This is a genomic window from Undibacterium sp. RuRC25W, from assembly GCF_049339825.1.
In the GTDB taxonomy this organism is placed as follows: Bacteria; Pseudomonadota; Gammaproteobacteria; order Burkholderiales; family Burkholderiaceae_D; genus Undibacterium.
The window spans coordinates 206,663-230,130 of the sequence record NZ_JBMPPD010000002.1 but is presented as its reverse complement, the minus strand read 5'-3'; the positions used below and the strand labels follow the sequence as shown (position 1 = coordinate 230,130).

General features: G+C 47.5%; 23 protein-coding genes. 22 read left to right on the top strand and 1 reads right to left on the bottom strand.

Annotation, left to right across the window (positions count from 1 at the left end; all coding sequences use genetic code 11):
- Positions 1-7: 7 nt before the first annotated feature.
- The 13 genes from ACO0KV_RS02170 (at position 8) to ACO0KV_RS02110 (ending at position 14,911) form a co-directional block, all read left to right on the top strand.
- Positions 8-382 carry an ExbD/TolR family protein gene (locus ACO0KV_RS02170; protein WP_423039432.1) on the top strand — a complete coding sequence of 125 codons (375 nt, stop codon included), beginning with the start codon at positions 8-10 and terminating at the stop codon, positions 380-382.
- Between the two features lie 95 nt (positions 383-477).
- Positions 478-3,114: a leucine--tRNA ligase gene (gene leuS, locus ACO0KV_RS02165; protein ID WP_423039430.1), complete on the top strand. Its 2,637-nt coding sequence runs from the start codon at positions 478-480 to the stop codon at positions 3,112-3,114.
- Positions 3,115-3,161: 47 nt separating this feature from the next.
- Positions 3,162-3,671 (top strand): LPS assembly lipoprotein LptE, encoded by a 510-nt coding sequence (gene lptE / locus ACO0KV_RS02160; protein WP_423039428.1) that lies wholly within the window; start codon positions 3,162-3,164, stop codon positions 3,669-3,671.
- A gap of 1 nt (position 3,672) precedes the next feature.
- Positions 3,673-4,692, top strand: coding sequence for a DNA polymerase III subunit delta (holA, locus tag ACO0KV_RS02155; RefSeq protein ID WP_423039426.1), 1,020 nt, complete (start codon positions 3,673-3,675; stop codon positions 4,690-4,692).
- A 183-nt stretch (positions 4,693-4,875) separates the two neighbouring features.
- Positions 4,876-6,141, top strand: a complete 1,266-nt coding sequence (locus ACO0KV_RS02150) for a glutamate-5-semialdehyde dehydrogenase (RefSeq protein WP_423039424.1) — start codon at positions 4,876-4,878, stop codon at positions 6,139-6,141.
- A 16-nt stretch (positions 6,142-6,157) separates the two neighbouring features.
- Entirely contained in the window at positions 6,158-6,580 is a 423-nt protein-coding gene (locus ACO0KV_RS02145) for a CopD family protein (RefSeq protein WP_423039422.1), read from the top strand.
- A 116-nt stretch (positions 6,581-6,696) separates the two neighbouring features.
- A complete protein-coding gene (locus ACO0KV_RS02140) occupies positions 6,697-7,908 on the top strand; it encodes a THUMP domain-containing class I SAM-dependent RNA methyltransferase (RefSeq protein ID WP_423039420.1) in 1,212 nt (403 codons plus the stop codon).
- Positions 7,909-8,075: 167 nt separating this feature from the next.
- Positions 8,076-9,557, top strand: a complete 1,482-nt coding sequence (locus tag ACO0KV_RS02135) for an NAD-dependent succinate-semialdehyde dehydrogenase (RefSeq protein WP_423039418.1) — start codon at positions 8,076-8,078, stop codon at positions 9,555-9,557.
- A gap of 160 nt (positions 9,558-9,717) precedes the next feature.
- On the top strand, positions 9,718-10,953 hold the full coding sequence (locus ACO0KV_RS02130) for a multidrug effflux MFS transporter (protein ID WP_423039416.1): 1,236 nt from the start codon (positions 9,718-9,720) through the stop codon (positions 10,951-10,953).
- Positions 10,954-11,431: 478 nt separating this feature from the next.
- Positions 11,432-12,490, top strand: coding sequence for a porin (locus ACO0KV_RS02125; RefSeq protein ID WP_423039414.1), 1,059 nt, complete (start codon positions 11,432-11,434; stop codon positions 12,488-12,490).
- Positions 12,491-12,686: 196 nt separating this feature from the next.
- Positions 12,687-13,145 carry a hypothetical protein gene (locus ACO0KV_RS02120; RefSeq protein WP_423039412.1) on the top strand — a complete coding sequence of 153 codons (459 nt, stop codon included), beginning with the start codon at positions 12,687-12,689 and terminating at the stop codon, positions 13,143-13,145.
- A 30-nt stretch (positions 13,146-13,175) separates the two neighbouring features.
- Entirely contained in the window at positions 13,176-14,141 is a 966-nt protein-coding gene (locus ACO0KV_RS02115; protein ID WP_423039410.1) for a homoserine kinase, read from the top strand.
- A complete protein-coding gene (locus tag ACO0KV_RS02110) occupies positions 14,138-14,911 on the top strand; it encodes a BPSS1780 family membrane protein (RefSeq protein WP_423039408.1) in 774 nt (257 codons plus the stop codon). Before ACO0KV_RS02115 ends, ACO0KV_RS02110 begins: the two co-directional genes overlap by 4 nt.
- A 24-nt stretch (positions 14,912-14,935) precedes the next feature.
- Here ACO0KV_RS02110 and ACO0KV_RS02105 read toward each other — a convergent pair whose 3' ends face one another.
- Positions 14,936-15,391 carry an OsmC family protein gene (locus ACO0KV_RS02105; protein ID WP_423039406.1) on the bottom strand — a complete coding sequence of 152 codons (456 nt, stop codon included), beginning with the start codon at positions 15,389-15,391 and terminating at the stop codon, positions 14,936-14,938.
- A gap of 481 nt (positions 15,392-15,872) precedes the next feature.
- On the opposite strand from ACO0KV_RS02105, the gene rplM reads away from it, so the two are divergent.
- The 9 genes from rplM to glcF all read left to right on the top strand — a co-directional run bounded on the left by rplM (position 15,873) and on the right by glcF (position 23,458).
- Positions 15,873-16,301 carry a 50S ribosomal protein L13 gene (rplM, locus tag ACO0KV_RS02100; RefSeq protein ID WP_186911382.1) on the top strand — a complete coding sequence of 143 codons (429 nt, stop codon included), beginning with the start codon at positions 15,873-15,875 and terminating at the stop codon, positions 16,299-16,301.
- Between the two features lie 9 nt (positions 16,302-16,310).
- The gene (gene rpsI / locus ACO0KV_RS02095) at positions 16,311-16,703 is read left to right on the top strand and encodes a 30S ribosomal protein S9 (RefSeq protein ID WP_110255177.1); all 393 of its coding nucleotides are present in this window, start codon (positions 16,311-16,313) and stop codon (positions 16,701-16,703) included.
- Between the two features lie 141 nt (positions 16,704-16,844).
- Positions 16,845-17,882, top strand: coding sequence for an N-acetyl-gamma-glutamyl-phosphate reductase (argC, locus tag ACO0KV_RS02090; RefSeq protein ID WP_423039404.1), 1,038 nt, complete (start codon positions 16,845-16,847; stop codon positions 17,880-17,882).
- A 6-nt stretch (positions 17,883-17,888) separates the two neighbouring features.
- Positions 17,889-18,614, top strand: a complete 726-nt coding sequence (locus ACO0KV_RS02085; protein WP_423039402.1) for a DUF6776 family protein — start codon at positions 17,889-17,891, stop codon at positions 18,612-18,614.
- 77 nt (positions 18,615-18,691) lie between these two features.
- Positions 18,692-19,084: a bactofilin family protein gene (locus ACO0KV_RS02080; protein WP_423039400.1), complete on the top strand. Its 393-nt coding sequence runs from the start codon at positions 18,692-18,694 to the stop codon at positions 19,082-19,084.
- 50 nt (positions 19,085-19,134) lie between these two features.
- Entirely contained in the window at positions 19,135-19,485 is a 351-nt protein-coding gene (gene erpA / locus ACO0KV_RS02075; protein ID WP_423039398.1) for an iron-sulfur cluster insertion protein ErpA, read from the top strand.
- Between the two features lie 145 nt (positions 19,486-19,630).
- On the top strand, positions 19,631-21,118 hold the full coding sequence (locus ACO0KV_RS02070) for an FAD-linked oxidase C-terminal domain-containing protein (RefSeq protein WP_423039396.1): 1,488 nt from the start codon (positions 19,631-19,633) through the stop codon (positions 21,116-21,118).
- 27 nt (positions 21,119-21,145) lie between these two features.
- A complete protein-coding gene (gene glcE / locus ACO0KV_RS02065) occupies positions 21,146-22,222 on the top strand; it encodes a glycolate oxidase subunit GlcE (RefSeq protein ID WP_423039394.1) in 1,077 nt (358 codons plus the stop codon).
- A 6-nt stretch (positions 22,223-22,228) separates the two neighbouring features.
- Positions 22,229-23,458, top strand: a complete 1,230-nt coding sequence (gene glcF / locus ACO0KV_RS02060; RefSeq protein WP_423039392.1) for a glycolate oxidase subunit GlcF — start codon at positions 22,229-22,231, stop codon at positions 23,456-23,458.
- Positions 23,459-23,468 lie beyond the last annotated feature (10 nt).

The following is a 23,468-nucleotide window of genomic DNA, read 5'->3' as shown; positions in this document are numbered from 1 at the left end:
GCAGAGCATGGCTGATATTAATGTCACGCCGATGGTGGATGTGATGTTGGTCTTGCTGGTAATTTTTATTATTACTGCGCCATTGATGACGCCGATGCTCAAACTCGATTTGCCGCAAGCTGCTGCCAAAGCGTTACCGCAACCGGCAGCGGTCTTGCATGTTGCCATTGATGCTAATGGCTTGATGTACCTCAATGATCAGGTGATTGATTATCCAGCGTTGGAGATCAGGCTTGATGCAGCAGGTCACCAGACCGTTCCCCCTGATTTACAACTGTGGGCAGATAAGTCCACACGCTACGAAACAATCGCCCGACTGATGTCGGCAGCTCAGGCAAAAGGCGTCAATAAGATCTCATTTGTCACTGATGCACCAAGGTGAAGCCTTGGCTTTGCTCATAAATGACGCTGAATTGACCCTGAAGCAGTTATAATCTAAGGTTCTGAGTCATTTTCGCACCTATCTCCGGTCACGCCATGCAAGAAAAATATACTCCCTCCGACGTCGAACAAGCGGCGCAATCCCATTGGAAAAAAATTGATGCCTACACGGCAACGGAAAACGATCCCCGTTTCCCGAAAGGCAAGTATTACGCCTGCTCCATGTTGCCTTACCCATCTGGTAAGTTGCATATGGGCCATGTTCGTAATTACACCATCAATGACATGCTCGCACGCCAGTTACGCATGAAGGGCTACAACGTCTTGATGCCAATGGGCTGGGATGCATTCGGTTTGCCGGCAGAAAATGCAGCGATTGCGTATAAAAAATCGCCAGCAGAATGGACTTACGCCAACATCGAAGACATGAAGTCGCAAATGCAACCGCTGGGTCTGGCATTTGACTGGTCACGCGAAGTCGCCACGTGCGATCCTGACTACTATCGTTGGAACCAATGGCTGTTTTTGAAGATGCTCGAAAAAGGCATCGCTTACAAAAAAACGCAGGTCGTTAACTGGGATCCGATTGATCAAACTGTGCTCGCTAACGAACAAGTCATCGATGGTCGCGGGTGGCGTTCAGGTGCTTTGGTTGAAAAGCGCGAAATTCCTGGCTACTACTTCGGTATTACGCAGTACGCGGATGAATTATTGAATAGCATCGAAACACTCGACGGTTGGCCAGAACAAGTACGCACCATGCAGCGCAACTGGATCGGCAAGAGCGAAGGTGTGCGTTTTGCGTTCACGCATCAGATCACTGACGAATCTGGCGCATGGGTGCAAGACGGTAAAATGTTTGTCTTCACGACTCGTCCAGATACCATCATGGGCGTGACTTTCTGCGCCGTGGCAGCTGAGCATCCTCTGGCAACGCTGGCTGCAAAAAATAATCCTGTACTTGCTGCGTTTATTGAAGAATGCAAAGCGGGCGGCACCACTGAAGCAGAAATGGCGACCAAAGAAAAAGAAGGCTTGCCGACTGGTTTATTTGTGACGCATCCGTTGACTGGTGAACAAGTTGAAGTCTGGGTCGGCAACTACGTGCTGATGACTTACGGCGATGGCGCTGTCATGGGTGTTCCTGCGCATGATGAGCGTGATTTTGCGTTTGCAAAAAAATATGGCATCAACATCAAACAAGTTGTTGCTGTAGAGGGTGAAACGTTCACAACAGACGCGTGGGCAGACTCCTATGGAGATAAACAACGCGGTGTCATGATCAACTCTGGCAAGTATGATGGTCTGCGCTTTAAAGAGGCTGTGGATGCGGTTGCAACTGATCTGACTGCCAAAGAATTAGGCGAAAAGAAAACCACTTGGCGCTTACGTGACTGGGGTATTTCCCGTCAACGTTACTGGGGTACACCGATTCCTATCATCCACTGCGAATGCTGCGGTGATGTACCTGTGCCTTATGAAGATTTGCCAGTGGTTTTGCCGACGGAATGTATTCCTGATGGTTCTGGCAATCCATTGAAAACTCACGCCGAATTTCTGAACGTGCCTTGTCCAAAATGCGGCAAACCAGCGCAACGTGAAACCGATACGATGGATACCTTCGTGGATTCGAGCTGGTACTTCATGCGTTATACCTGCCCGGATGCCAAGACAATGGTCGATGAGCGCAATGATTACTGGATGGCGATGGATCAGTACATCGGTGGCGTCGAACATGCTGTTCTGCATTTGCTGTATGCGCGTTTCTGGACTAAAGCCATGCGTGATCTGGGCTTGGTGAAGATCGATGAACCATTTAAGAATTTGTTCACACAAGGGATGTTGCTGAACGAGTCCTACTTCCGCGAAGAGGATAGCGGCAAAAAGACGTGGTTCTATCCAAACGAAATTGAAGTGCAGCATGACGATAAAGGTCGTCCTGTTTCCGCGATTCTGAAGAGCGACGGTCAGCCAGTACAGATGGGCGGCATTGAGAAAATGTCGAAGTCCAAAAACAATGTGGTTGAACCAAAAGATATCATCACGCAGTTTGGTGCCGATACGGCGCGTTTGTTCACGATGTTCGCTGGTCCACCAGATCAGAGTGCTGCGTGGAGTAACAGTGGTGTAGAAGGTGCGTCACGTTATCTGCGCCGTTTATGGGCAAATGCCTTGCGTCTGTCCAGCAAGATCGCGGCTGGTGCAAACGTCACTGTGGATGCGACAGCCTATGCAGCGGACGTGAAAGCCCTGCGTCGCGAAGTACACCTGACGTTGAAGCAGATTGATGGCGATTACGAGCGTCTCCAGTACAACACCGTCGTTTCTGGCGCGATGAAATTGCTCAACACCATTGAGTCATTTAAGTTAGAAGCGGATGGTCATGCTGTTGCATTGCGTGAAGCATTCAGTGTCTTGTTGCGTGGCTTGTATCCAGTGTGCCCGCACATCACGCATGCGTTGTGGCAAGAGTTGGGCTTTGCTGCCGAGTTGGGCGAATTGATTGATGCACCATGGCCGACAATTGATGAAGCCGCATTGGTACAGGACGAAATCGAGTTAATGATTCAGGTCAACGGTAAATTGCGCGGCAGCATCAAGGTAGCTAAAGATGCGGATAAAGCGACCATCGAAGCAACTGCCTTAGCGAATGAGGCAGTGCAACGTTTCTTGGAAGGCGCGCCGAAGAAAATTATCGTTGTCCCAGGGAAGTTAGTGAATATCGTTGCTTAATATTGTTGTTCACTTCGTTGTACAACGCTAAATCAGGAGAGCGCCGCATGCGTCAATTTTTTTTCCGTCAACAGACATGCTTGTTGATACTGGCTATGTTGATGAGTTTGTCCGCCTGCGGTTTTAAAATGCGGGGGCCAGTCAGCCTCCCATTTCATTCGATTTATGTTGCATTACCTGATGCCTCTCCGCTTGGAAGTGAATTGCGCCGTCAGATCCATGCGAACGGGCAGACGCAAGTCATGGAGAGCGCAGATGGTGCTGAAGTCATCATGGATGTGCTTCAGGAATCTAAAGAGAAACAAATTCTGTCGCTCAATAGTCAAGGGCGGGTGCGCGAATATACGTTGCTTTATAACTTCAGTTTTCGGCTACGCGATGCGCAAGGTAAAGAGTATCTGGCACCAGTCAAAATGCAATTGAAGCGTACCCTGACTTTTAATGAGTCGGTGGTTCTGGCAAAAGAAACCGAGGAAGCGACGCTGTACCACGATATGCAGATTGATCTGGTGCAGCAAATTATGCGCCGCCTCTCTGTTGTGAAGATAGGCGATTAATATGCAATTACGCTTCGATGCCCTTGACGGCCATCTGGCGAAAACACTGGCACCACTTTATGTGATTACCAGTGATGAGCATCTGCTGGCGCTGGAAGCGGCAGACAAAATTCGTCGTGCCGCAAAAGCTCAGGGTTTTCTTGAGCGTGAAATGTTAAGCGTGGAGCGTAGCTTTAAATGGGGCGCGTTGCTGGCAGCGAATCAATCACAGTCCTTATTTGGCGACAAAAAACTCATCGATCTGCGCATTCCGACCGGCAAACCAGGTAAAGACGGTGGGCAAGCATTGCAGGATTATGTTAATCATTTATCACCAGATAATTTGACGCTTATTACTCTGCCAAAATTAGACTGGGCAACGCAAAAGGCTGCTTGGGTCACCAGTTTGCAGCAGGCTGCTGTATATATTGATATTGCGCTGGTTGAACGCAATCAGTTGCCGAATTGGATTAATCAACGATTAGCTATGCAGCAACAGAGTGCCGATCGTCCAAGTCTGGATTTTATTGCTGACCGCGTAGAGGGTAACCTATTAGCCGCACATCAGGAAATTCAGAAACTGGCGTTGCTACATCCGACAGGCAAATTAAGTTTTGAACAGATCCATGATGCGGTGCTCAATGTCGCACGCTACGATGTATTCAAGCTCAATGAAGCCATGTTGAGTGGCGATGTGTCGCGTCTGGTACGCATGCTGAATGGTTTAAAAGGGGAGGGTGAAGCTCTGCCGCTGGTATTATGGGCGATGGCGGAAGAAATTCGCACCTTGTTAAAACTGAAATCAGGTATGAGCCAGGGACGGCCTTTATCAGCGCTGCTGAAAGAATATCGTATCTGGGGACCACGAGAAAAGCTCATGGATCCGGCCTTACGCAGGGTCAGTTTGCAGACCCTGCAGACGGCACTGCAAGAAGCATCGCAAGTCGATAAAATGGTAAAAGGATTACGCGCCAAAGCATTTGCAGGTGACGCCTGGGATGCATTATTGCAACTGGGACTGCGTGTTGCCAGTGCTTCTTAGTTTCTGAACGCTGAATCAAGCAATGGTTTGGCGGGCATCCAAAAGATACCGTCAAAACCGCATAATATTTGTCACGCTTTCCTTAAAAATAGGGGAGTATCTGAATAAATAATTGACCTGTCCTTGCGTATAAAGGATGTTTAAAAATACACCAGGGAGTATGCTCCCTACTGAAATGACATCATGGATATCAAGCACTACATGAATGACCTCGGCCTGCGCGCTCGTGCTGCTTCGCGTGCGATGGCCAGAGCCGACACTGCAGCCAAAAATACCGCATTACGCCTTATTGCAGCCGCGATCCGTCGCGATGCTTCTGCGTTACGGGCGGCCAACGAGCTCGATCTGGCAGCAGCGCGCGCAGCAGGAATGGAAGCCGCAATGCTCGACCGTCTCACTTTATCCGATAAGGCCATTGCCACCATGGCCGAAGGTCTGGAACAGATCATTAGTTTGTCGGATCCGATCGGCGAAATATCAAACATGAAATACCGACCAACTGGTATTCAGGTTGGACAAATGCGTGTCCCTCTCGGTGTGATTGGCATCATTTATGAAGCCCGCCCTAATGTGACAGTAGACGCTGCCGGTCTTTGTATCAAGAGTGGTAATGCCACTATTTTACGCGGTGGCTCGGAAGCGATTCACTGCAATCAGGCACTTGCGAGTATCGTCAAAGAAGGTCTGGCAGGTGCGGGCTTGCCACCTGATGCGGTTCAGATTGTCGAAACTACTGACCGCGCAGCGGTGGGTGAACTGATCACCATGCCACAATACGTTGATGTGATTGTGCCCCGCGGCGGCAAAGGTTTGATTGAGCGCCTGATGCGTGAAGCAACAGTGCCGATGATTAAACATCTGGATGGCATCTGTCATGTGTATATCGATGACAAAGCGGATCTACAAAAAGCAGTGGATGTCGCTTTTAATGCTAAGTGTCATCGTTACGGCACCTGTAACACGATGGAAACTCTGCTCGTTGCCCAAGGAATTGCCGCCGAGGTGTTGCCGAAGTTGAGTGAGTTATACGCTGGCAAGCAAGTTGAGCTACGCTGTGATCCTGTTGCATCAGCGATTCTGGCCGATTATCCCTACCTCGCCGAGGCGACGCAGGAAGACTGGAGCACCGAATATCTGGCTCCCGTTTTGGCAGTGAAAGTGGTAGCGGATATGGATGAAGCGATCACCCACATCAATGATTATTCGTCAAAGCATACCGAATCGATTATCACTGAAGATTACAGTCGTGCGATGCGGTTTTTGCGTGAAGTCGATTCTGCTTCCGTGATGGTGAACGCGTCAACGCGTTTTGCGGATGGCTTTGAATATGGTCTAGGTGCTGAGATCGGTATTTCGAATGATAAATTGCATGCCCGTGGTCCAGTGGGTCTGGAAGGGTTAACGTCGTTGAAGTATGTCGTATTTGGTCATGGTGAAGTCCGTCAATAATTTTTGAAAGATAATAATGCTCTGGATTAAAGCGTTTCATATTTTGTTTGTGACTTCCTGGTTTGCTGGTTTGTTTTACTTGCCCCGTATTCTGGTTAATCTGGCAATGGAAAACGACGCCGCAACCACAGAACGTTTATTATTGATGGCACGTAAGCTGTACCGTTTTATGACGATCCTTGCAGTACCAGCACTGGCGCTTGGTTTATATCTGTGGCTGGTGGTCGGTATCGGAAAAGGCCCCGGCAATGGCTGGATGCACGCTAAATTAACGTGCGTTATTTTGCTGATTGGTTATCACCATGCTTGCGGTAGTTTGCTCAAAAAATTTGAACAAGGCGTGAATAAGCGTAGCCATGTGTGGTTCCGCTGGTTTAACGAAGTGCCCGTCTTGTTATTGTTAATCGTGTTGATCATGGTGGTAGTGAAACCATTTTAAACGCTGTGTCGTAGTGTGGTTTTCCACGCGAAGTATAAATAAATGTAATAGATGGATCGCAACGACCAGTTGTCATTGCGAAGGTTTTTTGATTTTTAACGGATAAAAGGTTCCCCATGACGAAATATTCCTATTTTTGCCCTTGCCCACGCGGTATGGAAATCGCTCTCGCTGAAGAGTTGTCTGAAATTGCTGCGCTTGGTACCACCATGTCAGTGCATAACCAGGTACCTGGTGGCGTGCATTGTTCTGGCAGCTTGCAAGATAGCTGGCGCATTAACTTGCATTCACGGATCGCCTCTCGTGTACTTATGCGTATGGCGCAATCAAGTTATGTGAATGAAAACGATATTTATGATCTGGTTTTAGAACAGCCTTGGGAAGACTGGTTTGGTTATCACCATACCATTCGCGTCGATGTGACTGCGGTCAAATCCCCGCTCAAAAGTTTAGAATTTACGACACTCAAGATTAAAGATGCAATCTGTGACCGTTTCCGTGATCAGTTCACGCAACGTCCGTCTGTGAATACGAAGACCCCGGACATGCGCATCGTCGGTTTTATGGATGCACGTAATTTCACGATCTACCTCGATACCTCCGGCGAAGCCTTATTTAAACGCGGCTGGCGCATGGAAACGGGCGATGCACCGCTGCGTGAAAATCTGGCTGCGGGTTTATTGCGTACCGCAGGCTGGAAACCGGGCGTGCCTTTGTTTGATCCGATGTGTGGTTCTGGCACCATTTTGATTGAAGCAGCACAGATTGTGGCCGGTATTCCGCCTGGTCTGAAACGTGAATTTGCATTTGAGAAATTCCATCAGTTTGATGAAGCCCAGTGGCAGGAAATGAAAGCCAGTGTCAAACCGAATCCATTTCCGGCTGAGCCAACCATCTTCGGTAGCGATATTTCTGGAGACATGGTGGTCATGACGCGCAATAATTTGAACAAAGCTGGTATCCGCTTTGACGTACCTCTCAAGCAAATTGAAGCGCAGGAAATCAAAGCACCAACGACGACACCTGGTGTCTTGTTAACCAACCCACCTTACGGTGAACGTATTGGCGTCCGTGGCGACAGCACATTAGAGACTGATGAATTAGCGAAAGATTTTTTCAGCGCATTTAGTTCTACCTTGAAGCAACGTTTTGCAGGGTGGAGTGTCTTTTTATTTACCGCTGATTTAACGGTACCAAAAATGTTGCGCTTGAAAGAATCACGCAAGACGCCATTTTTTAATGGCGCACTGGAATGTCGTTTGTTCCGCTTTGACATGGTTGCAGGTTTTAATCGCCGTGAAGAAGCAAAGCCAAAAGAATTGAACTAAGTAAGTGATGTTGCTCTCTTAATATAAAAACGGTCAGATCTCTGCAGAGCTGACCGTTTTGCTTTACCCTTAGGAGTTAATTTTTACTGTTTCATTGTTAAGGCTTCATTTTTGAGACAGATGTATCGTATCGGCTAATGTCATAAATCAATCGGAGAAAGCTTGCTATGTCTTTAACGCAAATCACTCAACAATTACACTTAAAAGATGCATCTCTGCTGCGCGATGCGGCGTTTGTCAACGGCACTTGGCTCTCTACAGAAGACCGTTTCAAAGTCAGTAATCCTTCGACGAATCAGCTTCTGGCGGAAGTCAGTAATGTGACTGAGGCCGACACAGAGGCCGCGATAGCTGCTGCGCAAGCCGCTTTTCCAGCGTGGGCAGCAAAAACGGCTAAAGAACGAGCAGCATTAATGCGGACTTGGTTTAATCTGATGATTGCCCATGCGGATGACTTGGCAGCGATCATGACAGCAGAGCAAGGCAAACCCTTAGTGGAAGCAAAAGGCGAGGTGATTTACGGTGCCAGCTTTTTAGAGTGGTTCGCAGAAGAGGCAAAACGTGTTTCCGGCGATGTCATGGCGTCGACATGGACGGATAAACGGATCGTTGTCCTGAAACAGCCCATCGGTGTCTGTGCCGCGATTACACCTTGGAATTTCCCGATTGCGATGATTACGCGTAAAGTTGCTCCGGCAATGGCGGCTGGCTGCACAATTGTGATTAAACCTGCAGAGCAAACGCCGTTGTCAGCCTTGGCAATGGTAGAACTTGCCCAGCGCGCAGGTATTCCTGCTGGTGTAATTAATGTATTGACGGCAGACGCAGAGCGTTCTGTTGCCGTTGGTAAAGTACTCTGCGATAGCCCAGTTGTTCGCCACTTATCGTTTACAGGCTCAACGCCAGTTGGTCGTATTTTGATGCGTCAGTCTGCACCAACGATCAAAAAACTCGCTCTGGAGCTCGGTGGCCATGCGCCGTTTATTGTGTTTGATGATGCCGATGTTGATGCTGCTGTGGAAGGTGCGCTTCAGTCTAAATTCAGAAATGCTGGTCAGACCTGTGTCTGTACGAATCGTTTTTACGTCCATGCATCAATTTACGATCAATTTGTTGAAAAATTGGCGATCGGTGCTAAAAAAATTCAGGTTGGTGATGGCTTTGCTGCGGGTGTCCAGCAAGGTCCGATGATTGATGAGCAAGCGATAGCGAAGGTTAGTGAACATGTCGCAGATGCGCAGGCAAAAGGGGCACGATTAGTAACAGGTGGCCAACTACACGCTGCTGGCGAATTGTTTTATGAGCCAACGGTGTTGTCTGATGTCACATCCGCCATGCTCGTGATGCAAGAAGAAACCTTTGGTCCCGTGGCTGCGGTAATGAAATTTGAGTCTGAAGACGAAGTTATCGCCGCAGCCAATAATACCGAATTTGGATTGGCATCGTATTTCTATTCGCGTGATATCGGCCGTGTCTGGCGCGTTGCTGAAAAACTTGAATACGGCATGGTTGGTATTAACACGGGTTTAATGTCTAACGAGGTCGCACCGTTTGGCGGAGTCAAACAATCTGGTCTCGGACGCGAAGGGTCTAAATACGGTATCGATGAATACTTGGAGATGAAATATCTCTGTCTCGGAGGTATGTAAAAATCCTTAAGGACATTTTTTTTGAATCAATATGGTTGCGTGAAGTCTTGGTTCTTTGCATCCATATTGTTCGAATCTGAATTGCTGGGCGGACTTCCTTCCGCCCAGTTTTTTTTATTAATTGAACGAAATACTCAACTAGCCAATTGCTGAATCTTTTATGCCTTCCACTAATAAGCTGAGTGACGCGCGACTCGCCACGCTACTTGCTGCTCTGGCAATGCTCGGACCATTTTCTATTGATACGTATCTTCCTGCATTTCCTGATATTCAGGCGACGCTGGGGGCGAGTGGATTGGAAGTGCAACAAACGCTGACCGCTTACATGCTCTCTTTCGCGACCATGACACTATGGCATGGGGCTTTATCGGACTCATTTGGTCGACGGAATGTGATTCTTGTTGCGCTTCTTGTGTTTGCCGTTGCCAGCTTTGGCTGCGCATCCGCCCATAGTATTCACTACCTATGGGGTTTCAGAATTTTGCAGGGCGTCTCGGCTGGTGCAGGGATGGTGATTGGACGTGCCATTATCCGTGACCTGTATGCGGGCGCACCCGCAGAGCGTTTGTTGTCGATGGTCACCATGATTTTTTCCATTGCGCCGGCCATCGCGCCAATATTAGGTGGTTGGGTTGTGGTTTTTTGGTCGTGGCGTGGTATTTTTCTGTTGTTGTTTGGATACACCGTGTTGCTTTTTTTCGCTTGTTACAAATTTCTGCCGGAATCCTTGCCGCGAGAGAAGCGGCAAGAGTTTAGTCCTGAATTTCTCTGGGAAAGTTACTTAAAAGTATTTAAATCGCCACTTTTTCATTTAAAAGCTGGCACGATCGCTTTCAATTTTGGCGGACTCTTTTTGTATATCTCTTCCGCCCCTACGTTTATTACACAACATCTAAAATTGCACGCAGATCAGTTCGGCTGGCAGTTTATCCCCTCCGTCGGAGGGATATTTCTAGGGGCGTTGGCGGCGAATAGGTTGGCCGGAAAAATCACCGTCTGGAAGCAGGTAAGTATTGGGTTTTGCTTTTTAACCGGAGCAGCTTTGTTTAATGTCGTATTCAATTTTTTCTCTGCACCGATATTATTCTGGTCGGTGATGCCACTCTTTTTTTACACGTTTGGCATGTCGTTAGTCGCCCCTGGTGCAACGCTGCAAGTCCTCGATTTGTTTCCTGATATTCGCGGTATCGTTGCTTCATGCCAGTCGGCGAGCGTCACTCTGCTGGGGGCTATCATTGCTGGTATTGTGGCACCGGTGCTGGATCAGTCTCCATTGCATCTCGCGCTCGGGCAATTTGTCTGTGTCATGATTGCCCTTGTTATGTGGTTTGCAGGGCGCGCCTACTGGCGTGCAATGACAGCACAAAAACAAACCCCGTGGGAGACGATAGGATAAAAAACGCGCCAGATATAGGTTGTCGCGATGTCGTGTCAGATACGCTTGACGCTAGGCTTGTGCCGAATGGAAGCGAGTTTTTTTGACGTGTAGCTGAAGAATATTTAGATAGTAATAAACAAATAATTAAAAACAATTAAGGGTTCTACTTGAAAAGCGGTAATGTTGCCCTATATGGGTTGTGCTATGCAGCATAGTCAAAAATTGCCTATAATGTAGCCTTGAGTCGTAATAAATCGTTTTTCGTTTGATTGAACTAATTACGATCTGTTGTGTCTTTATATTGCAACGCTTTGTAAGACCTTGTTTTTAAAGTAGCCTGATTTCATTAAAATGTCATTTTCAGCAGGTATTGTGACATTTGTCATTGAATCTCAGTTCGATTCAAGGCTTTAAACAGACCTGCATTTCAGTTTTTTGCCGCGATAGATTTTGTGCTGCAGCAAAAAAATTAACATTCATTTTTGGATACTAGACAATGAAAAAATCATTCCTCGCACTTGCTCTGATGAGTGCATTCTCCGGCGCAGCTTTCGCGCAATCTTCTGTAACTATCTACGGTATCGCTGACGTTGGCGTTCAAGGCTTGAGCGCTGGTGCAGGTAAAGTAGCTAAAATCGAAAGCGGTCAAGAATCTGGTTCACGTATCGGTTTCAAAGGTACTGAAGATCTGGGCGATGGCTTGAAAGCTAATTTTGTATTGGAACAAGGTATCTCAATGGATACTGGTGCCTCTGCTCAAAGCCGTACTTTTGGTCGTCGTTCTTTAGTTGGTTTGTCTGGTGACTTCGGTGCTGTGAATCTGGGTCGTGATAAAACACCAACTTTCCAGCTCTTTGATAACTTTGATCCGTTTGCATCTGGTTTTATCAACAGCGGTTCGGGCTTGTCCGGCATCTACTACATCGGCGGTAAAGCTGATACGGCAGTTACAAACGGTGCAAACACACGTGGTCGTGATGGTAACTCTGTGTTCTACTACACACCAAGTAATTTGGGTGGTTTCTACGGTGTTGGTCAGTACGGTGCTGGTGAAGCTGCTGGCGACAACTCAGCTGGCCGTGCACTCGGTTTGACAGTTGGTTTCAAAGCTGAAGGCTTGGATATTGCGTATAACTACGTAAAAGATAACGCCACTTCAACAAAAATGACTAACGGCATCAAAGCAAACACTGTTGCTGTTAATTATGATTTTGGCGTAGCTAAGCCAGTGTTCGTTTACCAAAAGCAATCTGATGACACAGGTGTGAGCATTAAAACTTTCACTTTGGGTGTAACAGTTCCAGTAACACCAACTGGTAAAGTGTTGGCAACGTTCACTAACGTTAAAAACGACACCGCTACTGCTAAGGGTACTGTTGGTACAGCTAAACAGTTTGCAATTGGTTACCAGTATGCCTTATCCAAGCGTACTGATTTGTACACAGCGTATGCTCGTACTAATCAAGATGCAAACTCCACTGGTTTCGCTGGTGTAGCTTCTACAGCTGGCGCAAACATCAATGAATTGACTGCTGGCGTTCGTCACCAGTTCTAATTGATATCAGGCACTTGCCTGATGCCATAGTTGATTAAAAAGAGCGGTCTTTGACCGCTCTTTTTTTTAACTGTAAAAAAAATTTATTGTTTAGTGTATTTCGTATTGACGCTGTGTAAAAGCCAGTGATTAATCGCGACCGAAGCAGGCTTGATTTGTTACAATGACTGCACGAAAAGTTTAATAGGTGAGCATCATGAAAAAAACGGTCAGACTATGCGCGGGTATATGCAGTTCGGCGCTTTTTATGCTGTTGGCGGGTATAGCTACTGCGCAGACTGCGACAACGCAGACAAAAAATGATCTGACGCCGCCACCGCCACCGCCAAGACTTGAGGTGCTTGAAGAAGGTCGGCCAGAGGCAGATATCAAGGCAGCCAAGCCTGAACCAAGAAATCAAACCAAAGAAATTCGCGACAATGCAGGCAAAGTCACTGAAGTTCAAGTGCAATCTGGCGGCAGTCATTATGTACTGAAAGCAGATCCTGAAATTGGTAACGCGCCGAAGGGCACTGCACAAGGGGTTAACAATCGTCCTCCTCAGTGGACCATTTTCCAATTTGGTGGGAAAAAAGAGAATAAAGAAGTAGAACCTTTACCCGTATTACCACAGGCACCAGCGCATGCTGCTTCAGCAAGTGCAACTGATAAATAAATAATTTAGAATTTTTTTTGCGAAACAATAATGGCAGTTTTTACACCAGTTAACTTGAATGACCTAAGCGGGTGGATGCGTCAATTTCCACTTGGAAGAGCACTTGCGATTAAAGGGATTGCCTCCGGTATCGAGAATAGTAATTTCTTTATTACGACAGAAGCTGGTGAGTTTGTCCTGACGATTTTTGAAAATCTGAGTTTTGAACAACTGCCATTCTATTTAAAACTCATGCGCCATCTGGCGGATCATGGGGTCTTGGTTCCAGCACCAGTCGCTAATGCAGATGGAGAACTTGTCGCCGCGTTGCATGGTAAGCCCGCAGCGATTGTGAGTAAGCTCGAAGGTAGCTCGCAAATGGCGCCGCAAATCACGCATTGTGCAGAAGTCGGTGAAATGCTCGCACGGATGCATCTCGCTGGGAAAGACTTCCCATTGCGCCAGGATAACCTGCGTTCATTGGATTGGTGGCATGAAACAACACCAAAGGTGTTGCCGTTTATTTCTGATGAGTTACAGCATTTGTTGCGTGCCGAAGTTCATTTCCAGGACGCTTTTGAAAGTACGCCAATTTATAAGGCGCTACCACGTGGCCCTATTCATGCGGATCTGTTCAGAAATAACGTTATGTTTGTTGGCGAGCGCCTGACCGGATTTTTTGATTTTTATTTTGCTGGTTGTGATACCTGGATTTTCGATGTTGCGGTGACGGTGAATGACTGGTGTATTGATCTTGTAACGGGCGAACTCGATCATGAACGCGTACAGGCCTTGCTTGATGCCTACCATCAGGTGCGCCCATTTACTAAAGAAGAATCAATCGCATGGCAACCGATGTTAAGAGCCGCTGCCTTACGGTTTTGGTTGTCGCGCCTTTACGACTATTATCAACCACGGGATGCGGAAATGCTGACACCGCACGATCCGGCGCATTTTGAACGTATATTGCGCCTACGTGAGTCGTTACCTGTACCACATTTACCGACGACACTATGAATCCAGTAACACCAACAGCAGGTTGGCTTTGGGTGAAACGAGGTTTTTACTTGTTTCGTCAACAACCTTCAGAGATGCTCACGCTGTTCTTCTCCTATATGTTTATTGTAATGGGGATAGGGTTTATTCCTATCGCTGGAGAGTTCCTGCCCTTATTGCTGATTCCTGTATTTAGTATGAGTTTCATGCAGGCATGTGATCGTATTGAAAATGGCGTGAAGGTGTACCCTAATCTCCTCTTAGTGGGTTTTCGTTCTGAGGCTTTTGGTCGCCTACTGGCACTGGGCTCTTTGTACGTGATCGCAATCGCCTTCGCTATTTTTGTCTCCAGTTGGGTTGATGGTGGCGCTTTATTTGATTTTCTTTCCAGTCAAAAGCAGACGGACCCCAAAGAATTGCCAGACGGGCGCCTGTTTTTAGGTATTCTGGTCGCCGCGATGATTTATTTGCCTGCTTTAATGGCGTTCTGGTTTGCGGCACCGTTAATCATGTGGAAAAAAATGTCTGTTGGAAAAGCGATTTTTTACAGTTTTTTTTCAGTGAAACATGCAGGTAAAGCTTTTTTGCTCTACGCCGCTGCATGGATGATGATTGCGGGTATTTTGCCGGCCTTGTTTAGCGTGTTTGTTGCCGTGATCATTGGCGATCCTGTCGCCGTAATGCTGGCTATGCTGCCTATCTCTGCCTTGCTGACAACGATTTTGTATTGCTCTTTTTATCCGACTTACCGTGATGTGTTTGGTAAGCCGGAGATCGATACACACGCCTGATGCCGTGCTGACAGAGTGGCAAGCTTAGGCTTGCTGTTCTGTGATGAGTTCGTCGGTCAGATCTTCAATAATGTCAAAACTGTGCGTGATTGTTGCAGTTTTTTCCAACATGATAGATGCCGAGCAGTATTTCTCATGGGATAACTTGATGGCGCGCTCAACTAAAGTTGGCTTGAGATGACGACCACGTACGGTAAAATGGAAATGAATCTTGGTAAAGACTTTCGGCTCTGTTTCCGCGCGCTCAGCCTGGAGGGTCACGTCACACGCGCGTACATCTTGCTTCCCTTTACGTAGAATCAAAACGACATCGTACGCCGTACAGCCGCCAGTTCCCAATAAAACCATTTCCATCGGACGGGGTGCCCGGTTGTGGCCGCCGCCTTCTGGTGCGCCATCCATTAATACTGCATGACCCGAGCCTGTCTCAGCCAAAAATGACATCCCTGACGGGCCAGTCCAGCGTACCGTTGTTTCCATAGTGTCCTCTTTTTCTTGCGTTGTTGTTGTCTATAGTAAATTGTACTGCATTCAATGCGACCGAGTTTTTGAAAAGGTATCCTTTCATAGCAAAATGCTTATCGTATGGCATTGAAAATATAAATTAGAAGAAACCTTCGCACAATTTACTTAATTTATCTTGCACTGCACAATTTCTTGTCCTATTATTGACTCATCGGTTAGTTATTGCGCCTCAGCAGAGTCAGGCGTTGTAGTTGCCACGCAATTGTCTCCTCCACCTACACCTTTGGTGGATTCAGCCCGAAGCACAGACTTCGGGCTATTTTTTTGTGTTTCACTTTTTTGTGCCTAAAATTTAAACAGTTCTTGCACTAAGTCTTTGAAAACCTTATAATTTCCGATTCTCGATTTGCCTGAGCGAGAAATTAACAAGGGAGAGTCTGCCAAAACATGGGTAGAACCACCGCACAAAGGCGTATTTAACTTTTTAGGATTCAACATGAAAACCTTTTCCGCTAAGGGCCATGAGGTTCAGCGCGACTGGTTCGTGATTGACGCGACAGATAAAGTACTCGGACGTGTTGCCAGCGAAGTGGCACTCCGTTTACGCGGCAAACATAAACCAGAATTTACTCCACACGTTGACACGGGCGATTTCATCGTCGTAGTGAATGCAGGCAAACTGCGCGTGACAGGCACTAAAGCTCTGAACAAAACATACTACCGTCACACTGGTTACCCAGGCGGTATCTATGAAACAAATTTTACGAAAATGCAAGCGCGTTTTCCAGGTCGTGCACTCGAGAAAGCTGTTAAGGGCATGTTGCCTAAAGGCCCACTCGGCTATGCAATGATCAAGAAGCTGAAAGTGTATGCAGATGCAACGCATCCGCACGCAGCACAGCAACCACAAGTACTCGACATCTAAGGATTAGCCATGATCGGTAATTACAACTACGGAACTGGCCGTCGCAAGAGCGCAGTTGCTCGCGTATTCCTGAAGTCCGGCAGCGGCAAAATCGTTGTTAACGGCAAACCAGCCAACGAATATTTTTCTCGTGAAACTGGCTTGATGGTTATCCGTCAACCACTGGAATTAACTAACAATCTCGAAACTTTCGACATTATGGTTAACGTTCACGGCGGCGGCGAATCAGGTCAATCTGGTGCGGTTCGTCACGGTATCACACGTGCACTGATCGACTACGATGCAGCGTTGAAACCAGAATTGTCAAAAGCTGGTTTCGTTACACGTGATGCACGTGAAGTTGAACGTAAAAAAGTTGGTCTGCGCAAAGCACGTCGCGCAAAACAATTCTCCAAGCGTTAATTTTTTTTCGCCTGGTCAAAAAGCCGTCCTCTGGACGGCTTTTTTTATTTCTATGTTTTGATGTAACGATTTTTAACGCAACTACTGAGATGCAGAAGTCTGCTGTTAGAATAGTGAAAAAATTTTTACTGGGAAAAGTAAATGATCAAAGTAGGCATTGTAGGTGGTACTGGCTATACAGGCGTTGAGTTATTGCGTTTGCTGGCAACGCACCCTAATGTGCAATTAACTGCCATCACATCGCGTAAAGAAGATGGCTTGCCTGTCGCTGATATGTATCCTTCGTTGCGGGGTAAGGTCGATCTGGCATTTTCTGCACCTGATAAAGCGAACCTGACTGAGTGTGATGTGGTGTTTTTTGCCACGCCGCATGGTGTTGCAATGGCGCAGGCACAAGAGCTATTGGCCGCTGGCGTAAAGGTTATTGATCTGGCGGCAGATTTTCGCTTGCAAGATGTCGCGCAGTTCGAAAAATGGTATGGTATTCCACATACGTGTACCGATGTCCTGAAAGAAGCCGTATATGGTTTGCCAGAGTTGAATCGTGACGCGATCAAATCGGCACGGGTCATTGGTAATCCTGGCTGCTATCCAACGACGATGCAACTGGGCTATGCGCCACTATTAAAAGCTGATGTGATTGATGCTAGCAGTCTGATCGCGGATTGTAAGTCCGGTGTTTCTGGCGCAGGGCGCAAAGCCGAAATTGGCATTTTGTTTTCTGAAGCCAGCGACAGCTTTAAAGCCTATGCTGTCTCCGGTCATCGCCACACGCCTGAGACCACTGAGCAGTTGCAGCGACTAACTAAGCAACCAGTTGAGTTGCTATTCACGCCGCACCTCGTTCCAATGATCCGTGGCATGCATTCGACCTTATATGCACGTCTGACACGTGATATCACTAATGAAGAACTGCAAGCCTTGTTTGTTGACGCCTACAAAAACGAACCTTTTGTGGATGTTATGCCATTTGGCTCACATCCTGAAACACGCTCTACACGCGCTTCTAACATGTTGCGTCTTGCTTTACACCGCCCCAATAACGGTAAAACAGTGGTGGTGTTAGTGGTGCAAGATAATCTTGTTAAAGGTGCATCGGGTCAGGCCGTGCAATGCATGAATCTTATGTTTGGTCTGGATGAGACAACTGGCTTGCATCATGTGCCGGTATTGCCATAACTGACCATGGGCAAATCACGTTTTACGCATCGGCGCTATCTGGCCCCTAAACTGACGATTTCCCACTCATGGCCGTGGCATCTAAAAATCGGCGTTTCAGTTCTGGCAATCGCGTTGGTTGCTGTGCTTGCTTGGTGGACCTACGACTTAGGACGTAGCTTCGCGTTTGGTTCTCGATTCAATCGAAATCAGGTGCAAGACATGCAAGAAAAAATCGAGCAACTGACGACGGAGCGTGATCGGTTGCAATTGGATGCAAATACGATTGAGAGTAAGCTCAACATTGACCATTCAATGCAAAAGCAATTAGCCGAACAGGTTAAAACCCTGACCTCGGAAAATCAAAAACTCAAAGATGACTTAGCTTTTTTTGAAGGTTTGATGCCCTCGGGGACTGGTACTGATGGCATTACTGTACAAAACCTCAAAGTTGAGCTACAGGGGCAGGGACAGTTGCGGTACCGCGCGCTGGTGATGCAAGGCGTCAAAAACACCAAAGACTTTGACGGCGAATTGCAATTTTCTGTCAGCTTGGTACAAGCCGGTAAACCTGTTACGATGGCGTTCCCCGATCCTAAATCGGGGGATGCTGGTAAATTGAAATTATCGTTTAAACATTACCAGCGGCTGGAGGGAGTGATTGCTATTCCAGACGGCGCTACAGCGAAAAACGTACAAGTCAAAGTGCTTGAAAGAGGCGTTGTCCGAGCGCAGCAGGCTGTTAATTTATAAACTTTTTCAACCACGTTTCTGTGATCTTCATTTGGTCAGTGACGGTATGTTGAAAATGTTCAAAGAAGGAGCATTTCATGTTTAACCGAAAAGCAAAAAACACGATAGACAGTTTAATTGGCGTCAGTACAAGAATAGAAGGTGATCTGCATTTTAAAGGCGGCTTGCGTATTGATGGTCGCATCCAAGGGAATGTGATTGCGGAACTCGGTGCGTCTACGATGCTGATTATTTCCGAGCAGGCAATTATTGATGGCGAAGTTCGTGCTGCGCATGTTATTGTGAATGGCCAAATTAATGGTCCGGTGTTTTCGACTGAATTATTAGAATTGCAACCTAAAGCAAGAATTTCTGGTGATGTGCACTACAAAACACTGGAAATGCTCAGTGGGGCGTTGGTGTCAGGGAAATTGACGCACGATGTGTTGCACGAACCTGCATTACTCATGCTTGCGGCGTCCAATGCATAGTTTCGCAGTCAGGACTATAATGGCAGTATCTTAGATTGAAGGAGCAAGAAATGAATGCAGTTGCCGAAATGCCAGCACCGATTGTTTTTACCGAAAGCGCTGCGTCAAAAGTTGCGCAATTAATTGAAGAAGAAGGTAATCCAGACCTGAAATTGCGCGTATTCGTGCAGGGTGGTGGATGCTCTGGTTTTCAATATGGTTTTACTTTCGATGAGATTACGAATGAAGACGACACGACCATGACTAAAAATGGTGTGCATCTGTTGATCGACTCAATGAGCTACCAATACCTGGTTGGCGCAGAGATTGACTACAAAGATGATCTCGAAGGCGCACAGTTTGTGATCAAAAATCCAAACGCGTCCACAACTTGTGGTTGTGGTTCTTCCTTCTCGGTCTAATCCGGGTTGAAGTGATGCAAAAAGGACGCCCAGGCGTCCTTTTTTTATGCGTTGAAAACAATTCAGTGAAGTTGCGGCAAACTATTCATCCCACGGGTAACTAAAGCTGATTACACTGGGTGAAAAATAAATAAAAGGTGTCGGTATGGAGCAAATTAGTTCAGATCAGATATTCGTTAAACGTCAGAGTGATGTCGCCCAAGCCTTGCGCCAGGTATTGCCTGCGCATTGTGTTTTGCACGACGAAGAGGATATTCGCCCTTATGAGTGTGATGGCCTTGCGGCCTTCCGCCAACTTCCTATGGTCGTCTGTCTTCCCGAAAATGAAGCGCAAATCATCGCCGTCATGGAGGTATGCCGCCGCTTACAGGTACCTATCGTTCCTCGTGGTGCTGGAACTGGCTTATCCGGTGGTGCCATGCCGATTGCTGATGGATTGGTATTATCTACAGCCAAACTCAATAAGATTCTGAAAGTAGATGCCTATTCTCGGACGGCGATTGTTCAACCCGGCGTTCGAAATCTGGCGATTTCAGATGCGGTATCCGCCTTGAATTTATATTATGCCCCAGATCCCTCATCACAAATTGCTTGTACTATCGGCGGCAACGTTGCAGAAAATTCCGGCGGTGTACATTGCCTGAAATATGGACTCACGGTGCACAATGTTTTGCGTGTTCGTGTCGTTACGGTTGATGGTGATGTGATTGAACTTGGTAGTGAAGCGTTGGACGCACCAGGACTGGATTTGTTGTCCGTTTTTATCGGTTCTGAAGGTATGCTCGGTATTGTGACTGAAGTGACTGTCAAGTTAGTACCGAAGCCACAAATAGCGAGAGTCATCATGGCCTCTTTTGATGATGTCGTCAAAGGTGGTAATGCCGTAGCTAACGTGATCGCCGCTGGGATCATTCCAGCTGGCCTAGAAATGATGGATAAAACCTCATCGCGTATGGTCGAGCCGTTTGTAAAAGCTGGTTACGATACGGATGCCGAAGCAATCTTGTTGTGCGAATCGGATGGGACCAGCGAAGAAGTCGAAGAGGAAATTGCACGCATGACCGCTGTCTTAGAGAATGCGGGGGCAACTGCGATTGCCGTATCACAGAGTGATGCCGAGCGTTTGCGTTTCTGGTCTGGTCGAAAAAATGCGTTCCCAGCTGCGGGTCGCATTTCTCCTGATTACTATTGCATGGATGGTACGATTCCACGCAAACGTCTGGCTGAGGTGCTGATTGGCATTACTCATATGGAAGAAAAATACGGCCTGCGTTGTGCCAATGTTTTCCATGCAGGAGATGGTAACTTGCATCCGTTGATTATGTTTGATGCTAATCAGCCAGGTGAATTTGAACGTGCTGAGGCGTTTGGCGCAGAAATTCTGGAACTGTGCGTCGCTGTTGGTGGCACGATCACGGGTGAACACGGCGTCGGTATTGAAAAAATTAATTCAATGTGTGTACAGTTTTCTCGTGAAGAGCTGGATGCTTTTTTTGCTGTGAAGCGGGCGTTTGATACGCACTCGTTACTGAACCCAGATAAGGCGATTCCGACCCTGCACCGTTGTGCTGAATATGGTCGTATGCATGTCAAGCACGGGCGTCTCCCATTTGCTGACTTACCCCGTTTTTAATTCCCTTATCCATTACGACGAATCCTGATGAATACAGAGACGACAACAATATTACAGAGTTTCCGCGATCAAATTTTGCGTGCGGCAGAGCAGGGGAATGCTTTGCAAATCCGCGGTGGTGGAACAAAATCCTGGTATGGACAAGCAACAGATGGTGACATTCTCGATACCCGTGGCTACAGCGGTATCATCGCCTACGAGCCGACTGAGTTGGTGTTGACTGCGCGTTGTGGAACACCGTTATCCGATATCGAAGCCGTATTGGCTGCGCAAAATCAGATGTTGGCATGTGAACCTCCTTATTTCGGTCCCGGTGCAACATTGGGCGGTATGCTGTCGGCTGGCTTGTCAGGCCCACGCCGTCCATACGTGGGCGCGGTGCGTGATTTTGTGTTGGGGGCGACCCTGATGGATGGTAAAGGACAGATACTGGAGTTCGGCGGACAAGTCATGAAAAACGTCGCCGGATATGATGTCTCCAGATTACTGGCGGGTGCGATGGGCAGCTTGGGGTTGGTAGTCAATATTTCGGTCAAAGTATTGCCGCGGCCATTTGCTGAAACAACGCTGGTATTTGCTTTGTCGGAAGCCGAAGCGGTTCGTAAAATGAATGAATGGGCAGGACAGGCATTGCCGATTTCCGGTAGCAGTTGGCATGTCGGGCGCCTGATGTTGCGCTTATCGGGTGCTGAAGCGGCGGTTCGTGCAGCCAAACAGGTGTTGGGTGGTGAAGAAATGCAGGATGCTGCGACTTACTGGCAATCGTTGCGGGAGCAGACACATGATTTCTTTTCACAAGATGACGAGCATGGTTTGTGGCGCCTTTCTATTCCATCAACGACCGGCGCATTGCCGTTGACCGGTAAATCGTTAATCGAGTGGGGTGGTGCACAGCGCTGGTTATTCAGCGATGAATCGCCAGCGACCATTCGTACCTCCGCTATTGCTGCCGGTGGACATGCGACACTATTCCGTGGTGGTGATAAAAACATGGGTGTTTTCACGCCGCTATCCGCGCCTCTGTTCAACATACACCAACGCCTCAAAGATGCATTTGACCCTGCCGGGATCTTTAATCCGGGCCGCTTGTACAAGGACTTTTAATTCGCTATGCAAACTAATCTCGCCGATTTTATTAAGGATACGCGTGCTGGGCAAGATGCCGATGAGATACTGCGTAAATGTGTTCATTGCGGTTTTTGTACAGCGACTTGCCCGACTTATCAACTACTGGGTGATGAGTTAGATGGCCCTCGTGGCCGTATTTATCTGATTAAACAAGTGCTGGAAGGAAAACCAGCAACAGAAAAAACGCAGCAACATCTTGATCGTTGCCTGACTTGTCGTAATTGTGAATCGACCTGTCCATCAGGTGTTCAATATGGACGTTTGCTCGACATCGGTCGTCAAGTCGTCGAAGAACAAGTAGGGCGGACATTCTCGCAAAGAATCGTACGTGAGACCTTAAAGGCGGTATTGCCGCGACCTTGGATTTTTCAGCCTGCAATGAAACTGGGCCAGACCTTGCGTCCTTTATTACCGCAGAGTTTAAAAAATAAAGTGCCCGTTCCACATGAGTCCGGCGCATGGGCAAACACCACCCATGCTCGTAAAATGTTACTACTCGACGGTTGTGTACAGCCAAGTATGTCGCCCAATATCAACGCTGCTACTTCGCGTGTATTGAGCCTCCTTGGAGTGGAATTGATCGTAGCCCCGAAAGCCGGATGTTGTGGCGCAATCCGTCACCATTTGAATGACCACGACGCGGCACTTGATGATATGCGCAGAAACATTGATGCCTGGTGGCCATTGGTGGAAGCTGGTGCCGAGGCGATCGTGATGACTGCTTCAGGCTGTGGCGTCACCGTTAAAGAATATGGTCACATGTTGGCGCATGATGCAGACTATGCCCAAAAAGCAGAGCGTATTTCGTCACTAACCCGTGATCTGAGTGAAATTCTGCCAAACTTCGAAGCGCAGCTAGTTGACAAGCTCAAGGGAAAGATTTCCGAACGTATCGTTTGGCATCCGCCATGCACTCTGCAGCACGGACAGCAAATTCGCGGCAAAGTCGAAGGTCTACTACGGGCAATCGGCGTTGATGTGCAACTGTGTGCTGATAGTCATTTGTGTTGCGGATCTGCCGGTACCTATTCCGTATTACAACCTACCTTGTCCTATCAATTGCGTGACAACAAACTCGCTAATTTACTGGCGACTAAACCAGACATGGTGTTATCGGCCAACATTGGCTGCCTGACGCATTTGCAGTCTGGCACAGAGACGCCTGTAAGACACTGGGTAGAGTTAATTGATCGGGCGCTGATGCCAACCTGAATGAGATTGA

Bases quoted from the DNA above. Each gene is read 5' to 3' on its own strand.
- ACO0KV_RS02170 (WP_423039432.1), top strand. From the start codon at position 8: ATGGCTGATATTAATGTCACGCCGATGGTGGATGTGATGTTGGTCTTG.
- leuS (WP_423039430.1), top strand. From the start codon at position 478: ATGCAAGAAAAATATACTCCCTCCGACGTCGAACAAGCGGCGCAATCC.
- lptE (WP_423039428.1), top strand. From the start codon at position 3,162: ATGCGTCAATTTTTTTTCCGTCAACAGACATGCTTGTTGATACTGGCT.
- holA (WP_423039426.1), top strand. From the start codon at position 3,673: ATGCAATTACGCTTCGATGCCCTTGACGGCCATCTGGCGAAAACACTG.
- ACO0KV_RS02150 (WP_423039424.1), top strand. From the start codon at position 4,876: ATGGATATCAAGCACTACATGAATGACCTCGGCCTGCGCGCTCGTGCT.
- ACO0KV_RS02145 (WP_423039422.1), top strand. From the start codon at position 6,158: ATGCTCTGGATTAAAGCGTTTCATATTTTGTTTGTGACTTCCTGGTTT.
- ACO0KV_RS02140 (WP_423039420.1), top strand. From the start codon at position 6,697: ATGACGAAATATTCCTATTTTTGCCCTTGCCCACGCGGTATGGAAATC.
- ACO0KV_RS02135 (WP_423039418.1), top strand. From the start codon at position 8,076: ATGTCTTTAACGCAAATCACTCAACAATTACACTTAAAAGATGCATCT.
- ACO0KV_RS02130 (WP_423039416.1), top strand. From the start codon at position 9,718: ATGCCTTCCACTAATAAGCTGAGTGACGCGCGACTCGCCACGCTACTT.
- ACO0KV_RS02125 (WP_423039414.1), top strand. From the start codon at position 11,432: ATGAAAAAATCATTCCTCGCACTTGCTCTGATGAGTGCATTCTCCGGC.
- ACO0KV_RS02120 (WP_423039412.1), top strand. From the start codon at position 12,687: ATGAAAAAAACGGTCAGACTATGCGCGGGTATATGCAGTTCGGCGCTT.
- ACO0KV_RS02115 (WP_423039410.1), top strand. From the start codon at position 13,176: ATGGCAGTTTTTACACCAGTTAACTTGAATGACCTAAGCGGGTGGATG.
- ACO0KV_RS02110 (WP_423039408.1), top strand. From the start codon at position 14,138: ATGAATCCAGTAACACCAACAGCAGGTTGGCTTTGGGTGAAACGAGGT.
- ACO0KV_RS02105 (WP_423039406.1), bottom strand. From the start codon at position 15,391: ATGGAAACAACGGTACGCTGGACTGGCCCGTCAGGGATGTCATTTTTG.
- rplM (WP_186911382.1), top strand. From the start codon at position 15,873: ATGAAAACCTTTTCCGCTAAGGGCCATGAGGTTCAGCGCGACTGGTTC.
- rpsI (WP_110255177.1), top strand. From the start codon at position 16,311: ATGATCGGTAATTACAACTACGGAACTGGCCGTCGCAAGAGCGCAGTT.
- argC (WP_423039404.1), top strand. From the start codon at position 16,845: ATGATCAAAGTAGGCATTGTAGGTGGTACTGGCTATACAGGCGTTGAG.
- ACO0KV_RS02085 (WP_423039402.1), top strand. From the start codon at position 17,889: ATGGGCAAATCACGTTTTACGCATCGGCGCTATCTGGCCCCTAAACTG.
- ACO0KV_RS02080 (WP_423039400.1), top strand. From the start codon at position 18,692: ATGTTTAACCGAAAAGCAAAAAACACGATAGACAGTTTAATTGGCGTC.
- erpA (WP_423039398.1), top strand. From the start codon at position 19,135: ATGAATGCAGTTGCCGAAATGCCAGCACCGATTGTTTTTACCGAAAGC.
- ACO0KV_RS02070 (WP_423039396.1), top strand. From the start codon at position 19,631: ATGGAGCAAATTAGTTCAGATCAGATATTCGTTAAACGTCAGAGTGAT.
- glcE (WP_423039394.1), top strand. From the start codon at position 21,146: ATGAATACAGAGACGACAACAATATTACAGAGTTTCCGCGATCAAATT.
- glcF (WP_423039392.1), top strand. From the start codon at position 22,229: ATGCAAACTAATCTCGCCGATTTTATTAAGGATACGCGTGCTGGGCAA.